Annotated in this window: 15 protein-coding genes; 6 read left to right on the top strand and 9 right to left on the bottom strand. The window is 49.6% G+C overall.

The window, feature by feature from the left end:
* Positions 1-33: 33 nt before the first annotated feature.
* Together Q369_RS0122315 and Q369_RS0122310 are read right to left on the bottom strand one after the other, a co-directional pair.
* Positions 34-897, bottom strand: coding sequence for a DUF8740 domain-containing protein (locus tag Q369_RS0122315; RefSeq protein ID WP_031529951.1), 864 nt, complete (start codon positions 895-897; stop codon positions 34-36).
* A 44-nt stretch (positions 898-941) separates the two neighbouring features.
* On the bottom strand, positions 942-1,313 hold the full coding sequence (locus tag Q369_RS0122310) for a hypothetical protein (RefSeq protein ID WP_031529950.1): 372 nt from the start codon (positions 1,311-1,313) through the stop codon (positions 942-944).
* 292 nt (positions 1,314-1,605) lie between these two features.
* On the opposite strand from Q369_RS0122310, the gene Q369_RS0122305 reads away from it, so the two are divergent.
* From Q369_RS0122305 to Q369_RS0122295, 3 genes are read left to right on the top strand one after another with little or no spacing between them, the layout of a single operon-like run.
* Positions 1,606-2,028, top strand: coding sequence for a globin domain-containing protein (locus Q369_RS0122305; RefSeq protein ID WP_031529949.1), 423 nt, complete (start codon positions 1,606-1,608; stop codon positions 2,026-2,028).
* Positions 2,013-5,021, top strand: a complete 3,009-nt coding sequence (locus Q369_RS0122300; protein WP_031529948.1) for a sensor histidine kinase — start codon at positions 2,013-2,015, stop codon at positions 5,019-5,021. The genes Q369_RS0122305 and Q369_RS0122300 overlap by 16 nt, the downstream gene beginning before the upstream one ends.
* 18 nt (positions 5,022-5,039) lie before the next feature.
* Positions 5,040-5,810, top strand: a complete 771-nt coding sequence (locus Q369_RS0122295; protein ID WP_031529947.1) for a LytR/AlgR family response regulator transcription factor — start codon at positions 5,040-5,042, stop codon at positions 5,808-5,810.
* A gap of 16 nt (positions 5,811-5,826) precedes the next feature.
* Here Q369_RS0122295 and Q369_RS0122290 read toward each other — a convergent pair whose 3' ends face one another.
* From Q369_RS0122290 to Q369_RS0122275, 4 genes are all read right to left on the bottom strand, one after another.
* On the bottom strand, positions 5,827-6,759 hold the full coding sequence (locus Q369_RS0122290) for a D-2-hydroxyacid dehydrogenase (protein WP_031529946.1): 933 nt from the start codon (positions 6,757-6,759) through the stop codon (positions 5,827-5,829).
* 124 nt (positions 6,760-6,883) lie between these two features.
* Positions 6,884-8,374: an alpha-amylase gene (locus Q369_RS0122285; RefSeq protein WP_031529945.1), complete on the bottom strand. Its 1,491-nt coding sequence runs from the start codon at positions 8,372-8,374 to the stop codon at positions 6,884-6,886.
* A 64-nt stretch (positions 8,375-8,438) separates the two neighbouring features.
* Positions 8,439-9,716, bottom strand: a complete 1,278-nt coding sequence (locus tag Q369_RS0122280) for a glycoside hydrolase family protein (protein ID WP_310589026.1) — start codon at positions 9,714-9,716, stop codon at positions 8,439-8,441.
* Positions 9,717-9,800: 84 nt separating this feature from the next.
* Positions 9,801-10,556 (bottom strand): alpha/beta fold hydrolase, encoded by a 756-nt coding sequence (locus Q369_RS0122275; protein ID WP_051664226.1) that lies wholly within the window; start codon positions 10,554-10,556, stop codon positions 9,801-9,803.
* A gap of 117 nt (positions 10,557-10,673) precedes the next feature.
* Here Q369_RS0122275 and Q369_RS0122270 point away from each other — a divergent pair, with 117 nt between their 5' ends.
* Positions 10,674-11,012, top strand: a complete 339-nt coding sequence (locus Q369_RS0122270; RefSeq protein ID WP_031529942.1) for a winged helix-turn-helix transcriptional regulator — start codon at positions 10,674-10,676, stop codon at positions 11,010-11,012.
* 44 nt (positions 11,013-11,056) lie between these two features.
* Here Q369_RS0122270 and Q369_RS0122265 read toward each other — a convergent pair whose 3' ends face one another.
* Positions 11,057-11,581 carry a hypothetical protein gene (locus Q369_RS0122265; protein WP_031529941.1) on the bottom strand — a complete coding sequence of 175 codons (525 nt, stop codon included), beginning with the start codon at positions 11,579-11,581 and terminating at the stop codon, positions 11,057-11,059.
* Between the two features lie 187 nt (positions 11,582-11,768).
* Between Q369_RS0122265 and Q369_RS0122255 the strand changes: the two genes are divergently transcribed.
* The gene (locus Q369_RS0122255; protein WP_031529939.1) at positions 11,769-13,028 is read left to right on the top strand and encodes an MFS transporter; all 1,260 of its coding nucleotides are present in this window, start codon (positions 11,769-11,771) and stop codon (positions 13,026-13,028) included.
* A gap of 14 nt (positions 13,029-13,042) precedes the next feature.
* Here the strand turns inward: Q369_RS0122255 and Q369_RS0122250 are convergent, their stop codons facing one another.
* Positions 13,043-13,351 carry a hypothetical protein gene (locus Q369_RS0122250; protein ID WP_031529938.1) on the bottom strand — a complete coding sequence of 103 codons (309 nt, stop codon included), beginning with the start codon at positions 13,349-13,351 and terminating at the stop codon, positions 13,043-13,045.
* Between the two features lie 120 nt (positions 13,352-13,471).
* Between Q369_RS0122250 and Q369_RS0122245 the strand changes: the two genes are divergently transcribed.
* Complete coding sequence (locus Q369_RS0122245) at positions 13,472-14,272, top strand: SDR family NAD(P)-dependent oxidoreductase (RefSeq protein WP_031529937.1); 801 nt, start codon at positions 13,472-13,474, stop codon at positions 14,270-14,272.
* Between the two features lie 63 nt (positions 14,273-14,335).
* On the opposite strand, the gene Q369_RS0122240 is transcribed toward Q369_RS0122245, so the two are convergent.
* A complete protein-coding gene (locus Q369_RS0122240; RefSeq protein WP_031529936.1) occupies positions 14,336-16,594 on the bottom strand; it encodes a xanthine dehydrogenase family protein molybdopterin-binding subunit in 2,259 nt (752 codons plus the stop codon).
* Position 16,595 lies beyond the last annotated feature (1 nt).

The raw sequence follows: 16,595 nt of genomic DNA, 5'->3' as shown, positions 1-16,595 counted from the left end.
GATTTTGGGGAAAACAAAGAGGTGGAACGCTCACTAGCTTACTTCCACGTAGCCGATTGACTTGCCGTTGTTGTTCCAGTTCTCGTACTCAAACGCAGCCCCTATCAAGCCAAGCTCATAGGTTTCTCCTTCCAGAAAATTGGTTTGGTAAGTCCCTGAAAGCGTCACCGGCATTCGGATGATACCGCCCACCTGCACGCCGGTAAGCCGGTGAGAATTGTCGAATTCGTAAGGAAAACCGCCCTGCTTCCGGTAACCCAGGTTAAGGAGCAGTCCGCCCGCTCCGTCGGGCATCGAAGACCCGAATATCCGGGTCATGTGAATGGTAATAGTAGGATTGTCTCGCTCGATTGTGACAGTCGCCGTGGGACCGACAAACGACACAGCCTGACCCAGATTGTAATTGCCTATGCCGGCCACGTGGTACCGCTTGCTTTTCGGCTTGCGCGCCCATTTCCCATTCCGAAATTCCAATATATCTCCTTCGACCGGATTGATAACACCTTCCAGATTCCGGGCAACCAATGCGCCAGGTACACTTTGAATGGGCGTTGTGCCAAGATCGGTGAAAGCCGAGCCGTTTTCAACATCGATCTCTGTCTTCAAGAACCTGGGCGCAGACCAGTCGATATTCCCGAAAAGCCCCTCGCGGGTTCCTGTCCCGTCATTGATTGAGATATTGTACAAACCAAAGCCATTGGTCTGCACGGATTTGACTTCCGTGTAAAGCGTGTTTCCGCTTGCTGCGAGAATGCTAAGCCGGATTGCGATGGTGGTAAACCGAAGCGGCTCTCCGTCGAGGCTGCGCGCTACGCCCTGGTAATTGATTGTCGACGTTTGCGCACCTGCGAGCAGGGCCAACAGCAATGCGATTAGCGCTAAATAAAGTGGTTTCATGGCAAATAGAATATCGTTTTAGGTTTTTCGTAATTGTTCAATCGCTACTCTGTCCAGCGTATTTTGTTGCATTTATCGAGCGTAATATCAATGGCATCCTCGTCCCACTCTCCTACCATTTCACCTGCGAGGTATTGTTTTGCAGCTACTGTGTGTCGGCCTGCTTCCAGTGAAATGCTGCTTACCGTTGCTGAATTTTCCGCCCAGCATACCGGCTTGTCGGTGGTTGGCTTTGTGATAAATCCCCTGACCTTCCCATCTACGAGGATGTCGATGCGATCAAAATGGTCGTCGCGCAGGTTGGTGTACGAAATCAAAGTGCCCATTGGTTTAGGCTCATTTTTTTCGCCGCATGCATTGAAAAGCAGCAACATACATACGTAAGTGATTTTTCTGAGTTTGGCTAATTCCTTCATTTTCTCTTTGTTGTTTAATATAGATGTGACTGAATTTTTGATGCTCCAAAACTATCATGGCGTGCTGCCGGCGGAGAAATTTTAGTTTACGAAGCGCATGAAATCGCAGATGAGATGATGTGATCCGTTAAGGAAGCGTTGAAAATGCTCCGATAATGAAAGTTGAAGCCGGAAAATGCGCTTTGTGCCGGATTTGCTACGCTCCGGATCCTGTTTTATCCTGTTGATAATAAATTCGTTGGAAGCACCCCGCCGTTTTGCAAAATTCAAGCGGATTTAATATTCTTGATTAATGAACAAAGCTCAACCCACTATCGAGCAAATAAAGATTATCAAACAAGACTGGCTCAGCCTCAGGAACATCCGGCCGGATATGATGGGAGATGTATTTTTTGGAAAACTGTTTCTGGACTATCCCAAACTGCAGGGGCCTGTGAAAAAGATAAGTAAAGAGTTTGGCGCAGCCGACCTGAATGTAGCACTGACCGAGACGATCAGCATCATCCTCAGCCGGATAGACCGGCCGGAATCGCTCAGGATATTGATGCAGAACCTGATCAAAGACTTGCCTGAAATGCACCAGCCCCTTTTTGAAAAATTGGCCACCTGCTGGTTATGGACATTAAAAAGAGCTTTTGGCAACCAATGGACCGCAGATTCCGAGCGGGCCTGGGGAGCCTGCATCAACCGGGTAGCCGCATGCATTTTCGACTAATAACCGCTTTTCTGCTACTGATCGCCGACCTCTCCAATGCGCAGCTGCCCGACTTCAACGTACAGATGCTCAATGAGGGCAGCGGAATCCGCACGGGCGATATTCACAAAGTGATCAAAGACAAAAATGGCTTTTTATGGCTGCTTTCACGGAGAAACGTGCAGCGATTTGACGGCAAAACTGTCACACATTTCGAAGCAGCCGGCGAAGATTACCTGGATATGGCGATGGATACAAGTGGTCAGATCTGGCTTAGCAGTCAAAGTTCAGTCAGCGTTTTCAAAAACGACCGGGCAGGTTTTCAGCAGATTGAAATGCAGGAGAGCGCTACCAAATTCAATGTATTACAGGTCACGCCCGACAACCGGATATGGATCATTTCGGGCCGCGGCTTGTACCAATATAATCCAATAGTAAATGCATTTGCGCCGCATTCAGTTGCCGGGCTCGCCGGCGAAGCCTTTTACCGGAAAATCTTTGCGCGTTTTGGAAATGAGCTATTTATCGGAAACACGAACGTGCTCTATGCCTACAACTTCAAGACGGGGACTGTACGTAAAATCGCATTTCGCGATGTAACCAGGATCACGCCCGTTTCAAACCATATTTTATGGGCCACGAATGCAAGCCTGCAGACTTTCGAGCTGGATTTCCGAACAGGAAAAATCCGTCCCATTGCCATTGATGTTCCCGGCGAGCCAGACGATCAGCACTTCCTGGTGGTCAATTCGGTGCTGCCGCTGCGCGGGCAGCTTGATCTCGTGACAACCAGCAAGGGCAGCTTCCTCTATAACCGGCAGACGGGTAAGTTCCGGCGTACCGTACTGTACTTCCACGGCAACCAGCTACCTGCCAGCGAAATCCACGCCAGTCACCTGGATGCAGACGGGCTTATGTGGATGGTCACCAAGCAGGGTATCCTGTTTTTCAGTCCGCACCGGCATTCAATCAGCTGGCTGAGAACCTACGGGAAAGATTTTACCGAAGAAAACAATAACGTTCGCGCAATTACCGGCGACGACCAGGGTAATATCTGGCTTGCGACAGCGGAAGGTATTTCAAAGCTCGACCCGCGTACCGGGAAGCTGACCAGACGAATGCCGGGACAGCAGCCCGGCGACCCATTCAGGTTTCCTGCTGTATATGCATTGCAGTTTGACGGAGCTAATTTAATAGCGGGCCCGGCCGCCGGCGGCCCATTGATCCTTGATCCGAAAACCCTGCTTTTCAGGAAACCCGTTTACGGATCAAGTGCGTCGCAGAAAGCTTTGGAACAAAAAATCGGGAAAGACCATATTTACGCAATCCACAAAACCGAAAGCGGCAGTCTGGTGCTGGGCGACGCTGCTTGTTACCTCATTGAAAAACCTTCGTACAGCATACGCGAGTTACATTTTACAGGCTCTGATTACATTTTGCAAACTGCATTGACTGAAAAGTCGGGCAATATCTGGGTCGGGACCTACAAAGGCTTGCTATACCTCGACCGAGCTTTCAGGACCATTTACCGCGACACCACTTTCAGCCCATCGCGACTCGTTACCGCACTTTTAGCCAAAAACGACTCGACCATCTGGGCAGGCAGCGTAGGTTTGTTTGAAATAACCCGGACGAAACGCGGCTTAGTGCGAAAGCCCATTGTCCCCGCATTGCGCAACTCGCAAATTATGCTGCTCTACCGTGACAAGACCGGCAAAATCTGGATCGGGGCCGATGAGGAACTTTACCGGTTCAGCGAAGCAGACCAGAACCTGGAATGGTTTGACATCTGGGATAATGTACAGAACAAGCGCTTCAATTCCGGAAGCATTTATGAGGCAGATCATGGCGTCGTGTACTGGGGCGGCAATAATGGTCTGAACTTCTTTGATCCTGAAAAAATCAACCGCAACCAAACCGACCTCAAAGTATTTGTAACCAATGTGCGGGTCAATGAAAATGATTCGGTTTTTCAAACACCTGGTTATCGCCGAAATCCGGCGAATTCGGGTACAACGAAAGCGCCTGTCGCGCCGGTAAGTCTTGGCTGGGACCAGAATTCACTGGAAATCCGCTTTGTAGCAGCTTACTATCTCAATCCGCAGAAAATCAAATACCGCTACCGCCTGCTCGGACTTCAGAGTGAATGGATTGCAAACGGTTCAAACAATGCAGTCCGGTTTTCTTCTTTGCCGCCGGGCCGGTATTCGTTTCAGGCAGCTGCCAGTTTGGATGGGAAAAAGTGGTTTTACACAAAAGATAAAATAGACTTTAACATTGCTGCGCCTTACTGGAAGCGGCCCTGGTTTATCCTGCTTGCATTGATCTCCATTGTCGCTGTCACTTACTATCTTTTCAGAAGGCGCATCCGGATGATCGAAAAGCGACAGCAAACCTTGTTTGCATTGGAAGAACGGGCTAATCAGCTCGAAAAGGAGAAAACACTGGTGATGTTCGAAAGCCTCAAACAACAACTGAACCCGCACTTTCTGTTCAATTCACTCACCTCGCTGGACAGCCTGATCTGGGAAGACGCGCCGAAAGCCAGCCATTTCCTGGAAGGATTAAGCTGGACTTACCGGTACATTCTCAAAAATCAGAACAACGAGCTGGTAACACTTTCGGAGGAAATGGAATTTGCTCAGGAGTACATCCACATTCAGAAAACACGCTTTCAGGAGGGACTTGATGTGAGAATAAACATTGACCCACCTTACCACTCCTGGCTCATCGCACCGGTTACCATTCAAAACCTCATTGACAATGCGATCAAGCACAACAGTATGTCCTCCGAGCAGCCGCTGGTCATTACGGTCAGGATTGAGGATGAATGCCTGGTTGTAGAGAATAATTTGCAAAAGAAGAAGTTTGTTGAAACCAGTAACCGGCAGGGATTGAAGAACCTGCAATCGCTGTACCGGTTTCTATCCAGTCGGTCTGTGCGATGGACGGAAACTGAACAAGCATTCCACATTTACGTACCGCTGGTAAAACCCGACCAGACATTACCTTGAACTTTGAAACTTTAAGAAATGAAAGCAGTAATTATTGAAGATGAAGCATTGGTAGCACGGCAACTGGAACGAAAGATCACGCTGCTCGCCGACGATATCGAGATCGCGGCAATTTTACCAAGCCTGAAAACCGCGCGTAAATGGTTCCTGGAAAATGCGGAACCTGACCTGATCTTTATGGACGTGCAGCTCAGCGACGGGATCAGCCTCGATATTTTCGACTTTTACGCACTCAAATGTCCGATCATCTTCACAACCGCATACAGCGAATACGCGATCCGCGCATTTAAGGTCAACAGCATTGATTATCTGCTGAAACCGGTTATGGAACGCGACTTAAAAAAAGCGCTGGACAAGTTCAGGGAAAATACCCGCGTAAATCCGGTACTTCCTCTCAACCTTGACCAGCTCGTTAAGATGCTCGCGAATCCCGAAATGCAGCAATCAGCATTCAAGGAAAAATTCCTTGTGAGCGTCCGCCATCAATGGGTTCCTGTTGATACAAAGGATATTGCATGTTTTTACCGGGATAACTTCAACTATCTGCAGACTTTTGCAGGCGAGAGATACCTGCTCGATTACAACTCGCTCGACGATATCGAGGTACTGCTCGACCCGAAGCAATTTTACCGGGCCAACCGCCAGTTTATCATCAATATGCATGCAGTACAAAGTATTTCACCGCACGAAAATCAGAAACTCTCCGTGCGCCTGAAATCTCCGCTGAATACCGAACTTGACATCAGTCGCGAAAAAGCGCCCGCATTCAAGCGCTGGTTTGACCGTTGATAAGTTCCAATTGCATTTAATATCCGTCAGAAAGCTTCACCTCATCTTCCACTTCTCCCCCGTCCAGGAACTGCTTCACATTTTCCACAAACTTCCTGACCTTATCCCGGTCTCGGTTTTTGTGAGCTGCTCCTGTATGCTGGGTAAGTATCACATTTTCCAATTCCCACAATTTCGAATCTTCCGGCAAAGGTTCCACTTCTGTCACGTCCAGTACCGCGCCGAGCAGCTTTCCACTTTCCAGTGCTTCGATCAATGCCGTTTCGTCGGTTGTATTTCCCCGGCCTACATTGGCGTAAAGCGCGCCTTCTTTGATCGCACCAAAGAATTCTTCGGATACATAATTATCCAGGTTGCCCGGTAATGTATTCACGATCAGATCTGCCTCAGGCAGTGCGGCCAACAATTCCTCAAACGAGTGGATATCTGCTTCCGGATCACTTTTGGCGGTCATCTGAATTTTGCATTCAAAAGCTTCCAGGATCTTCTTTACATGTTGCGCAATCGTGCCCGAACCAAGTATGATCACTTGTTTTTCTCCCAGCAGCGACAGCCTGCTTTCGACAGCCTCGCTTTCCCAGTGCTTTTTAAGCTGGTTTTTGACCATGATATGTACTCCCCTGTAAAATCCAAGGATCCCTGCTACGATGGTCTCCGCACACGAAGCAGCTGACATATCGCCCACATTTGCCACTTTACCCTGAAAATCAAGATCTTTATATTGTTCAAAACCAACATTTTCAAGCTGCCAGAATTTGAGCGTATCGGTTGCGCTTTCAAGAAGTTCCACCGGCGGATTACCGATCAGGATATCCGCAGAACCGATTGCCTCTTTCAGCTGATCATCTGAGAGGTTTTCTTTCAGAATAACTTCTGCGTCTTTCGGCAGCTGCTCGACAAGCGCTTCCTGATGCGGTTTTTGCAGGTCTGCATAAAGTAATATTTTCATGTGATTTGGTTTTTTAACCTGCCGGCGAGATTGCCGGTCTTTTTGCGGATGAATGAATATGTGGCTGGAAGGTCTAAATACCGTGCCATAACACATCACTGGCTTGCCGGCACGCATTACTTCCCTACTGCATTTTCAACGCCCAAACCGACACCGAGCCGCCTTTGACCGGAAACTCAGCCCAGCCGTTCTCCGGGATTGTTATTTCGTGATCAAAATGCCCCATATAGTCGACAAAGGTCTTTCCTGCGTGCTTTTCGCCTATTTCCATATTTCGCGCAGTGTCGCCGCCAATGGAAAGTACTACCGCACAGCCTGAGTTTTCATGCGCATCATCGCCGCCGCGAACCCAGCCGATACTATCCTGCGCTTCAAAATAGTCGGTCTGCTGGCCGTACGATATGTTTCTGCGCACATACAAGAGCGTTTCAAGACCTTCCAGTTTTTCGAGGGTAATATCGTGCTGCTGTCCATCATTCCCTTCATCGCTATACGTTGACCCGTATAAATCGGTGTAAAACACGCACGGATACCCCGATTCCCTGAGCAGGATCAATGCATACGCGAGCGGCCGGAACCAGTGCTCGATGGTTTGTTCCAGCGACTGCAAAGGCTGGGTATCATGGTTTTCAACGAGCGTTACCGCCAGTTCAGGGCGCGTTTGGATGAGGGTATCTTCAAAGACCGACCTCAGATCGAAATTCTCCCTTTCTTTGGAAGCCCGGAAAAAATTGGCTTGTAGTGGCGCATCAAAAAGCGAAATTCTTCCGCCTGTTGACTCGATATAATTATGCATTGAAGGCAGATCGTAAGGCGCCCAGTACTCTCCTACTGTATAAAATTCTCGGTTATATTTGCCGCGCAGGTGGTCCAGCCATTCTACAAAAAACTGCGGGTCCATGTGCTTGATCGCATCCAGACGAAATCCGTCCATTCCCACCGTTTCATAATACCATTCTCCCCACCGCTTCAACTCCTCACGTACGTGAGGGTTCCTGAAATCAATGTCAGAAAGCATCAGGTAATCGTAATTGCCGTTTTCAAGATCCAGCACATCCTGCCAGCCGTGGCCGTATTCATTCTGAATGCTGTAAATGGCGGTTTCCTCCGTCGTCGCATTATAATCAACCCCTGAAAAACACTGGTAATCCCATATAAAATCGGAGTATTTGCCAGCCCTGCCCGGAAAGGTAAACCTGGTATAAGCTTCAATCTGTTTCGGCTCGCTTACAAACTCATTCCGGTTTTCAGGCGTAACCTCCCGAACAGTCACTGTTTCTTTCTCGTCGGCCCCGCCCATGTGGTTGAGCACAATGTCAGAATATACGTTTAACCCCACTTCCTGGGCTCTCTTAATAGCTGCAATCAGCTCTTCTTTTGTTCCGTATTTGGTCCGCACGGAGCCTTTCTGATCAAATTCGCCGAGATCGTATAGATCGTAAGAATCATAACCGGAGGATTTGCCGCCTTCCATTCCTTTGTGTGCCGGAGGCAGCCACACAGCGTCAAAACCCATTGAATTAAGACGCTCGGCTTCTGCTGCAAAGTGGTTCCACAGACTTCCGTCCGCGGGATAGTACCATTCAAAGAATTGCAGCATTGTGTAATTGTTCATGTATTAGTCTGGTTTTAGATAGATAGTGGGGCGCAATGCGCCTTACGCTGCTGTAATCCAATTATTATGCCCGCGCTATTTTCCTGCTTTCGGCAACAATCTGCTGCGCTGCAAGGAGCGCCCGTTCCGACGGCTCGTGCAAAATGCGGCTGTGCTTACTCTCAAAATCCGTATCCCAGATGCCCGCATGATGCCAGATATCCAGGTTATCCCAATCAGGGCGGTCGATGATCGGGTACAGGCAAACACCCAGTAAAGGAACGCCGCGACTGATCAGCTCGGCGCATTCGTTTGCTATCATCTCAATCCAGATCGGCCTGTCTTCTTTGGGGTGACTGGTTTCTGAAAGCAGTATGGGCTTGTTGTAGCGCTGGTACACAGGTTCAAGCAGATCGGCCAACCGGCGCCACCTGGGGTCGGGAACTGCATCATTCCAACCGAGGTATGTATGATCGTCGGCTACCCATTGATTATTATAGTAGTAATTGAAACCCAGCACATCCACCAGGTCTTCACTACCGCCGAGTTCGGGACAGATCCTCCCGCAAAGCATATCCACGGATTGAAACTGGTATTCATTTTCAATGGCCGCCCGGGCGATTTCCATCTCAGTCGGATCAATGCCGGGTACCACATTCGCCAGCGGCTCGGTGGTTACAATCCTGACGAGCGTACTGAGCTGCTTCATTGCTTTCGCGGCTGCAATGTACGCCCGCATCAATGCATACTTTACTTCCCAACCGTTCCGGACAGCATAGGGCACAGTACCAGCCACTTCTCCTCCCAGCCAGCAAATAAAGCTTACCTCATTAACCGGGGTCACGAACAAGGGTTTGTCCGGATATCGGTTGGTATAAAAAACAGTGAAAGCTTCGCAAAGCGCTACAAACCTTGGTGTAAAATGCGGGTGCAATGGGCTCAGATCAGCGGGATAGCCAAAATGACAAATGTCCCAGATCTGTTGAATGCCGGTTTCATCTGCTGCGAGCATCATCTCTGCGACAGCGTCAAAATTGTAATGGTAAGGCAGATATTCCACCACGCTCCACCTGATTCCTTCCCGCACGGTTTGGATCCCCAGCGAACGAACGCGGTTGTAATCCTCCCGCACCAAATCCAGATGTCCGGTAACTTCCAGCAGATCAACCCGGTCTCCTGACGAATTCAGCTGATCACTGCATTCAAATCCTGCCATCCAGAAAGTCCGGAAAGGGTTTTCTTCAATGGTATACAGATGATTTTGTAAAAAAGCGGTGGTTTGCACTTCTACCTGGAAGGCTTCTGGTGAAAGAGGCGCTTCCGTGTCCGGGGAAAAGCCATTTGGGTTGGTTTGATGATGCATTTGCTGTTTTTGGCACTGGCTGTTCCGCGTCGTGATACCACTGCTGATATTAGAACTATGCCAGTGCCAGGAAGTAAAACGCTCCTACTTTCCCCTTTCCATTACTTCATGCAGTTTTCTTACCAAATTTTCGGGCTGTTCACGCATTGCATAATGGCCGCCTTCGAGCTTGAAAATCTTCCATCCTCTTTTACGCGCCTTATTCAAGCCCATTGGATCATTCAGTTCGCTGCTTTTACCGTTTTTTGTCATTACAATAAATGCGGCGGGGATCTTGGCTGCCAGCGGATTGGTAATGCGCACTGGTTCGGTGTAAGTTTTAAGCGGCTGCGGAACATCGCCCGGCACCTGCGCGCTTGCCTGGCCAAACGGGTAAAGAACAAGGCTGTCTTTTACAAAAGGCACCATCATCGAATCCCAAAGCGGCCCGCACACGTCTTTTGCACTCTGACCGTCATCGGGTACCATTGCATCCAGGTAGATCAGCTGACTGATCCGCTCGGGCACAATTTCCGCCACTCCTGAAATGACCATCCCGCCAAAGCTGTGTCCCACCAGAATGACGTCGTGCAGATTTTCGTAGCGGATCACATTGACGATATCTGTGACGAAAGTAGCGAGATTGATGTTTGCATTGGACAAATGGACCCGCTCTCCCAGGCCGGTTAATGTAGGGCGATATACGATATCACCCTTTGCGCGCAGACTGGAATCAACCGCCGCATAATCCCAACCGCCGGACCAGGCGCCGTGTACCAGCAAAAAGGTACGGGGTTTGCGGCTCTGCCCGAAACTGTTGGCAGCAATGAACATGGCGAAAATGACAATAGCTTGCTTCATGATTTACTTACTGTTTTGTTAGATAATGAAGCAAATCTATCTACATTCACTTACCAAAAGATAGTTGTTACCTGCTGGTAAGTACTTACCGGCAGGTAACTGTAACCAGATATTGAGATGAAAAGTACAGAACCAACTTGCCAGTATGAGCTGAAAGCAGCCAGAGACGCCATGGAGGTGATTCAGGGTAAATGGAGAATTCCGATTGTCATTTCTCTGACTTACGGGAGCAAACGGTTTGGTGAAATACACAGGGATATCCCGGATATTTCACCAAAAATGCTGTCACAGGAATTGAAGGCTCTGGAAGAAAATAAGCTGATTACCCGCACGCTTTATGATAGCATGCCGGTTGCTGTCGAGTACGCATTAACGCCGCTCGGTATGTCTCTCAAAGACCTGCTGAATGAGCTGCGGAATTGGGGAAAGCATTTCAGGAGTCAGATCCTAGTATAAGTAAGGATACTTACCGGGCCCGGCGACTCCTGAAACTGACCGATTTACTTAAACATTTTAGTCAGGTCATTTAAATCAACATCGCCGTCCCTGTCCTTATCAAGCCCGAACTTGCTGCCAATGCTGCTGATCTTTCCGCCGAGGCCGCCGGCTTGGGTGCTGCCCGAAGAAGTCCCGCCGGTTAAGCCGCCCAACAAGCCGCCAAGGTCAAATCCGCCGGCGCCGCCCTGCGCACTTTTCCCTGCAACCACTTTACTGATCACGATCGGAATGATTGCTGCTGCAATGGAAGATGCAGTGCCTGCATCGATGCCGAACTTCTGCATGATGCTGCCCATGAAGTTGTTGGAGATCTGCTGTACTGCCGGGTTACTTTGAGCCGAGCCGCTTTGTACCGAATTGACAAGCCCATTTACCTGATCAGGAGCCTGCATGTTACCCAGTCCATTAACCACGGCAGTGTGTGCCTCGCGCAGCACATCCTCATTGTGTTCGTTGGGAACCTGGTTGTTATTGACAACAGCCTGCTGGCCGCTTTGCTGGATCATGTTAAATAGTTCGTCGAACATAGCTGTATCTTAAAGTTTGTTGATGGTCATTGAATTGAAATAATCACAAGTTAAATATTCATGCCATTCCATTCCTGCTGTTTTGTGCACCGGGATTGATGTTAAGCTTTCGGTAGGAACGGATTTTGTCTGGTTAAGGCGCAGTCCGCGCCGGGGTAGCGGAAGGGTCAATACATCAGCAAACTTCATGAACATAGTCGCGTTAAGCGCTTTCAAGAGCCGGAATTACAAGCTGTTCTTTGTCGGACAAACCATTTCTCTTTTAGGTACGTGGATGCAGAAAACCGCAGTGAGCTGGGTAATATACTCGCTGACACATTCCAAGTTCATGCTGGGCGTCAGCATTTTCGCGACGCTTTTTCCATCCGCAATACTTACCCCGCTGGGCGGAGTGGTTTCAGACCGTTACAACAGGTACAAGGTGCTGCTAATCACGCAGATTCTGTCAATGGTCCAGGCACTTGCGCTGACGCTGGTCGTCTTCTTTGACAATTACGCTGTTTGGGAGATCATCTCCCTGAGCGTGTTTCTCGGGCTGATCAATGCATTTGACGTGCCGGCGCGGCAGTCGCTGGTATATGAGCTGGTCGATGACAAGAAGAACCTGCCTAATGCACTCGCCCTGAATTCGTCGATGGTGAACTTATCGAAACTCATCGGACCGGCGATTGCAGGTATTGCTATCGAGCGTTTTGGGGAAGTGGCTTGCTTTGCGGCCAATACCACGAGTTTTATTGCGGTAATCAGCTCGTTGCTGCTGATCAAACTGCCCAGGTTTGAGGCAGTCAAGCACACCAAAAACATTCTCGGCGAACTTGCAGAAGGGTTAACTTACATCCGGCAAACACCCGAAATCCGTTACATTATCACGATGCTGGCGCTGGTAAGCTTGCTGCTGCTGCCATTTACCAGTCTGATGCCGATTTATGCCAAAGATATTTTCCGGGGAACAGCATCCACATTCGGTCTGCTGGACAGTGCGATAGGATGCGGCGCATTGATCGGCGCCATTTTTCTCGCTACCCTGAAACCGGGAACCAACCTCAGCAGGATACTGGCGATCAACACATTTGTTTTTGCTGCGGGACTTATGTTATTTTCTTACACTACCCTTTATCCATTGGCGCTCGCCTTTGTCGCAATCGGCGCATTCGGAATGATGTCGCAAACGACGATCAGCAACACGCTCATACAGACACTGGTTGCGCCGACCATGCGGGGACGGGTTATCAGCATTTTCGTGATGGCCTACTCGGGCGGAATGCCGATCGGGAGCTTGCTGGTAAGCTACATTTCTCAGCATATCGGTGTGCAGGCTACGGTATTTGTACAGGGGATTCTTGCATTGCTTATCGGTATCATGCACGTGCGCTATCTGAAAAGGCGCCGCGCGAGCGAACCTGTGCCTGTTTCCAGCAAGGTACTCGAAGAGATCCCGCAGGTTTGATAACATTGACCAGATCATTGCCTCAATCCATAACTGAAATCGAGAAGAGCCGACCAGCTTTCCAGCTTATCGTGGAGGAAGTACAACTGGTTTTCTCCGTAATGAAAAACCTTCATGGTATCCTCCTCAATTTCTGAGTAATAGTCGGAAATGCGGTTGGGCGGGCCCACAGCTTCTGTACAATCACTCATACTCGCGCCCAGCAGCACGCCGGCCGATTGCCTCGCCGGACTATGGAGTGTCACGGATCGGACATCGATCTGAGCACGCTCTTGCGCGAGTACAGTTGTACTAATTAAGAGCAGCAGCAATATGATCTTCATTTTTCAGAAGTTGGTAGCAGTCACTTACTAACGCAACGTACATTGTTTATTGTATGATGTCACCCCTGGCAAGGTTTTAATAAAGCGGGGCAAAATAGTCATTACTAATCATCAACAACTATGTCAGACAAACCATATGCCCTGATCACCGGAGCTACGAGCGGGATCGGGCTCGAACTAGCCAAACTGTTCGCCCAGGATAACTTCAACCTGGTAATTGTTGCACGCAACCAGGATGAACTGCAAAATGCAGCATCGCAATTAAGCCAGCAATATGGGGTGGATGTGGTTCCGATCACCGCCGACCTGTTCAGAAGAGATGCGCCTTTTGAGGTTTATGAGGAAGTTAAACGCCGGGGAATTACTGTCAATGCACTAGTAAATGATGCAGGTCAGGGTCAGTACGGGGAATTTATTGAAACAGACATCAACCGTGAGCTGGACATTATCCAGCTGAATATCGGCGCATACGTGGCATTAACGAAATGCTTTTTGAAAGAAATGGTGGCCCGTAACGAAGGGAAGATCCTGAATGTATCCTCTATTGGAGGTGAAATGCCCGGTCCATTGCAGGCAGTTTACCATGCTACCAAGGCATTTGTCACCTCTTTCACAGAAGCTGTTCGGTACGAGGTGAAAGACACGAATGTGACCATTACCGCATTACTTCCCGGGGTTACCGATACTGATTTCTTCCGCAAAGCAAACCAGGAAGATGCACGGATGGTCAAAGAAGGTTCACTGGCTAATCCTGCCGAAGTTGCAAAAGATGGCTACAAGGCGCTTATGGCCGGTGATGACAAAATCGTGTCAGGTTTCAAGAACAAAGCAATGGTGGCGTCAAGCCACATTATGCCTGACACAGCTGTTGCGGTTACCATGCACAAAATGATGGAGCCCGTAAAAGGTGATGATGAATAAAGCTGCATTCATTTTGTATTAACCAAGAAGAGACGGGTATCGCTGCCCGTCTCTTCTTGGTTTTCAGATCAATTTGTCCGGTGTAATCGGCAGCTCACGGATTCGCTTGCCGGTTGCATTGAAAACTGCATTCGCAATGGCAGGCGCGACACCGATGATCGCGATTTCCCCAAGTCCCTTACTGCCGACCGAATCAGCCAGCAGATCGGGTTTATTAACAAAATATACGTCGATATCGGGCACGTCGGCATGTACCGGTACGTGGTAATCTGCAAAATCTTTGGTCACATAACGACCGAAACGATGGTCCATCACCGCATCCTCCGTCAGCGCCATTCCGATCCCGCCTGTTGCGCCGCCGATCATCTGACTGGCAGCAGTCTTTGGACTAACGATCGTACCTGCATCTGCGCAGCAAACAATTTTCTTAACCCTGACCTGCCCTGTAAACGGATGCACATGAACCTCCGCAAAGTGCATTGAAAAGGCGTACATCGAATATTTAGTCCGGTTATCATCAGGTTTGGACTCCTGTGTTGCCTCTATTTTGCTGATGTTATTTTGTTTAAAAAGATCCTTGATCGTCACCTTTTTCCCGGATTTCCCTCCAAGGCGCAGCTGCCCATCGTCCAGCATCAGGTCACCTGCGGCAGCATTTCTGAAAGCTGAATCACTCTCTGAAGTCGCAGCCGCCATTGTGATCAGCTGCTGTTTGAGCGCGTCACAAGCAGCCTGCACAGCCGGCCCTACGCTGTTTACCGTAGAAGAGCCGCCCTGGTTGCCGGCTTTCGGGAATTCGGAGCTACCCAGCTGAAAAACAATCCTTTCAGTAGGGATACCTGTCCTGTCGGAGGCGATCTGCACCATTGCGGTGCCGGTTCCCGGGCCTATATCTGTAATAGCGCATTGCATAACCAGGTTACCGTCCATATCCAGCTCAGCTCTGACGGTAGCCGCGTTGCGGTTTGCCCCGAAAGTACCTGTCCCCATTCCGTAGCCTACCAGCCACTCCCCATCACGGACCGAGCCGGGCTGCATCTTCCTCTTATTCCAGCCAATCCGCTTTTTTCCCTCCTCGTAACATTCCCGCATGTACTTGGTTGACCACGGCATGTTTTTGTCGGGATCAGTTTCGGTATAGTTACTGAGCCTGAAATCAACCGGGTCCATTCCGATCGCATGCGCCATTTCGTCCATTGCCGATTCCAGTGCGAAAGCGCCCGTTGCCTCTCCGGGGCCGCGCATCCAGATAGGTGTAGCTACGTTGAGCGGCAGAATGCGGTAGCGCGTGCTCACATTGGGCGAAGCGTACATCATGCGCGTTTGCTGCAATGTCGATTCGGTAAACTCCTCGTAACTGGATGTCTGACCAATCGAGTGATGATTGATGGCCACCAGCTTTCCATCCTTTGTCGCACCCATTTCTATCTTCTGCCAGGTACGGGGGCGGTACCCTACCATCGTAAACATCTGCTCACGTGTCAGAACCAGCTTTACCGGCCTCTTTACCTGTTTTGCGGCGATAATGGCGGCCGTTTCGTGGGGCCAGTTGTGCAAACCATTCCCGAATGCACCGCCGACGAAAGTGGCAATTACCTTCACGTTCTGCTCGGGTATCTTCCATTCTTTGGCAAAATTCGCCTGGGTAGGCTTTGTACCCTGCACTTTATCGTAGATCGTCAGCTTGTCATCTGCTTCCCAATGCGCGGTGATAGCCTGCAACTCCATTGGGTTATGCACTTCTGTTGGCAAAACGTACTCTGCCTCTACTTTGAATGGCGCAGTTTGGAACGCATCTGCAACCCCTCTGTCGTAGTCGGCTGTTGGCGATTTCGGGTTTTTCTTCGCCTGCCCCGGCAGTACCGCGCTTTTTACATTCGAATCAAAATCAGTCTTGTGCTGCTCTTTATTATATTGGATTTTCACCAGCGTTGCCGCGTGCTGGGCTTTTTCCAGAGTATTTGCCACAACTACTACAACGGGCTGTCCGTTTGAATGTATTTTATTATCAATAAAAACACGCAGCGGCTGCCCTCCGACCGGTGGCTCCGAAGGATGCCCGTCATTGGACTGGTAGCCCGGAACCTTAATCGCGTTCACGTGAGAGATCACCGCGATCACCCCAGGCGCACGCTCGGCAGCTTTTGAATCGATGCTTTTGATAGAACCTTTTGCAATGCTGCTGCTTACCAGTACAGCGTGGGCGAGGTTGGGCAGGTTGTATTCGGCGGAGTATCTGGCCGCGCCTGTCACTTTCAGGCGACCGTCTACCCTGTCCAGCGGTTTATAGTCTTTCTTATCGAAAAATGATTCTTCCATCATG

The organism is Dyadobacter crusticola DSM 16708 (genome assembly GCF_000701505.1).
Classification (GTDB): Bacteria; Bacteroidota; Bacteroidia; order Cytophagales; family Spirosomataceae; genus Dyadobacter; species Dyadobacter crusticola.
Note: the sequence above shows the minus strand (reverse complement) of the source record. Positions and strands in the feature narration are given on the sequence as shown.

What these genes read in the sequence shown, in the direction of transcription:
- Q369_RS0122285 (WP_031529945.1), bottom strand. Translation starts at nt 8,374, where the DNA reads ATGAACAATTACACAATGCTGCAATTCTTTGAATGGTACTATCCCGCG.
- Q369_RS0122305 (WP_031529949.1), top strand. Translation starts at nt 1,606, where the DNA reads ATGAACAAAGCTCAACCCACTATCGAGCAAATAAAGATTATCAAACAA.
- Q369_RS0122310 (WP_031529950.1), bottom strand. Translation starts at nt 1,313, where the DNA reads ATGAAGGAATTAGCCAAACTCAGAAAAATCACTTACGTATGTATGTTG.
- Q369_RS0122280 (WP_310589026.1), bottom strand. Translation starts at nt 9,716, where the DNA reads ATGCATCATCAAACCAACCCAAATGGCTTTTCCCCGGACACGGAAGCG.
- Q369_RS0122240 (WP_031529936.1), bottom strand. Translation starts at nt 16,594, where the DNA reads ATGATGGAAGAATCATTTTTCGATAAGAAAGACTATAAACCGCTGGAC.
- Q369_RS0122245 (WP_031529937.1), top strand. Translation starts at nt 13,472, where the DNA reads ATGTCAGACAAACCATATGCCCTGATCACCGGAGCTACGAGCGGGATC.
- Q369_RS0122290 (WP_031529946.1), bottom strand. Translation starts at nt 6,759, where the DNA reads ATGAAAATATTACTTTATGCAGACCTGCAAAAACCGCATCAGGAAGCG.
- Q369_RS0122295 (WP_031529947.1), top strand. Translation starts at nt 5,040, where the DNA reads ATGAAAGCAGTAATTATTGAAGATGAAGCATTGGTAGCACGGCAACTG.
- Q369_RS0122265 (WP_031529941.1), bottom strand. Translation starts at nt 11,581, where the DNA reads ATGTTCGACGAACTATTTAACATGATCCAGCAAAGCGGCCAGCAGGCT.
- Q369_RS0122250 (WP_031529938.1), bottom strand. Translation starts at nt 13,351, where the DNA reads ATGAAGATCATATTGCTGCTGCTCTTAATTAGTACAACTGTACTCGCG.
- Q369_RS0122255 (WP_031529939.1), top strand. Translation starts at nt 11,769, where the DNA reads ATGAACATAGTCGCGTTAAGCGCTTTCAAGAGCCGGAATTACAAGCTG.
- Q369_RS0122270 (WP_031529942.1), top strand. Translation starts at nt 10,674, where the DNA reads ATGAAAAGTACAGAACCAACTTGCCAGTATGAGCTGAAAGCAGCCAGA.
- Q369_RS0122300 (WP_031529948.1), top strand. Translation starts at nt 2,013, where the DNA reads ATGCATTTTCGACTAATAACCGCTTTTCTGCTACTGATCGCCGACCTC.
- Q369_RS0122315 (WP_031529951.1), bottom strand. Translation starts at nt 897, where the DNA reads ATGAAACCACTTTATTTAGCGCTAATCGCATTGCTGTTGGCCCTGCTC.
- Q369_RS0122275 (WP_051664226.1), bottom strand. Translation starts at nt 10,556, where the DNA reads ATGAAGCAAGCTATTGTCATTTTCGCCATGTTCATTGCTGCCAACAGT.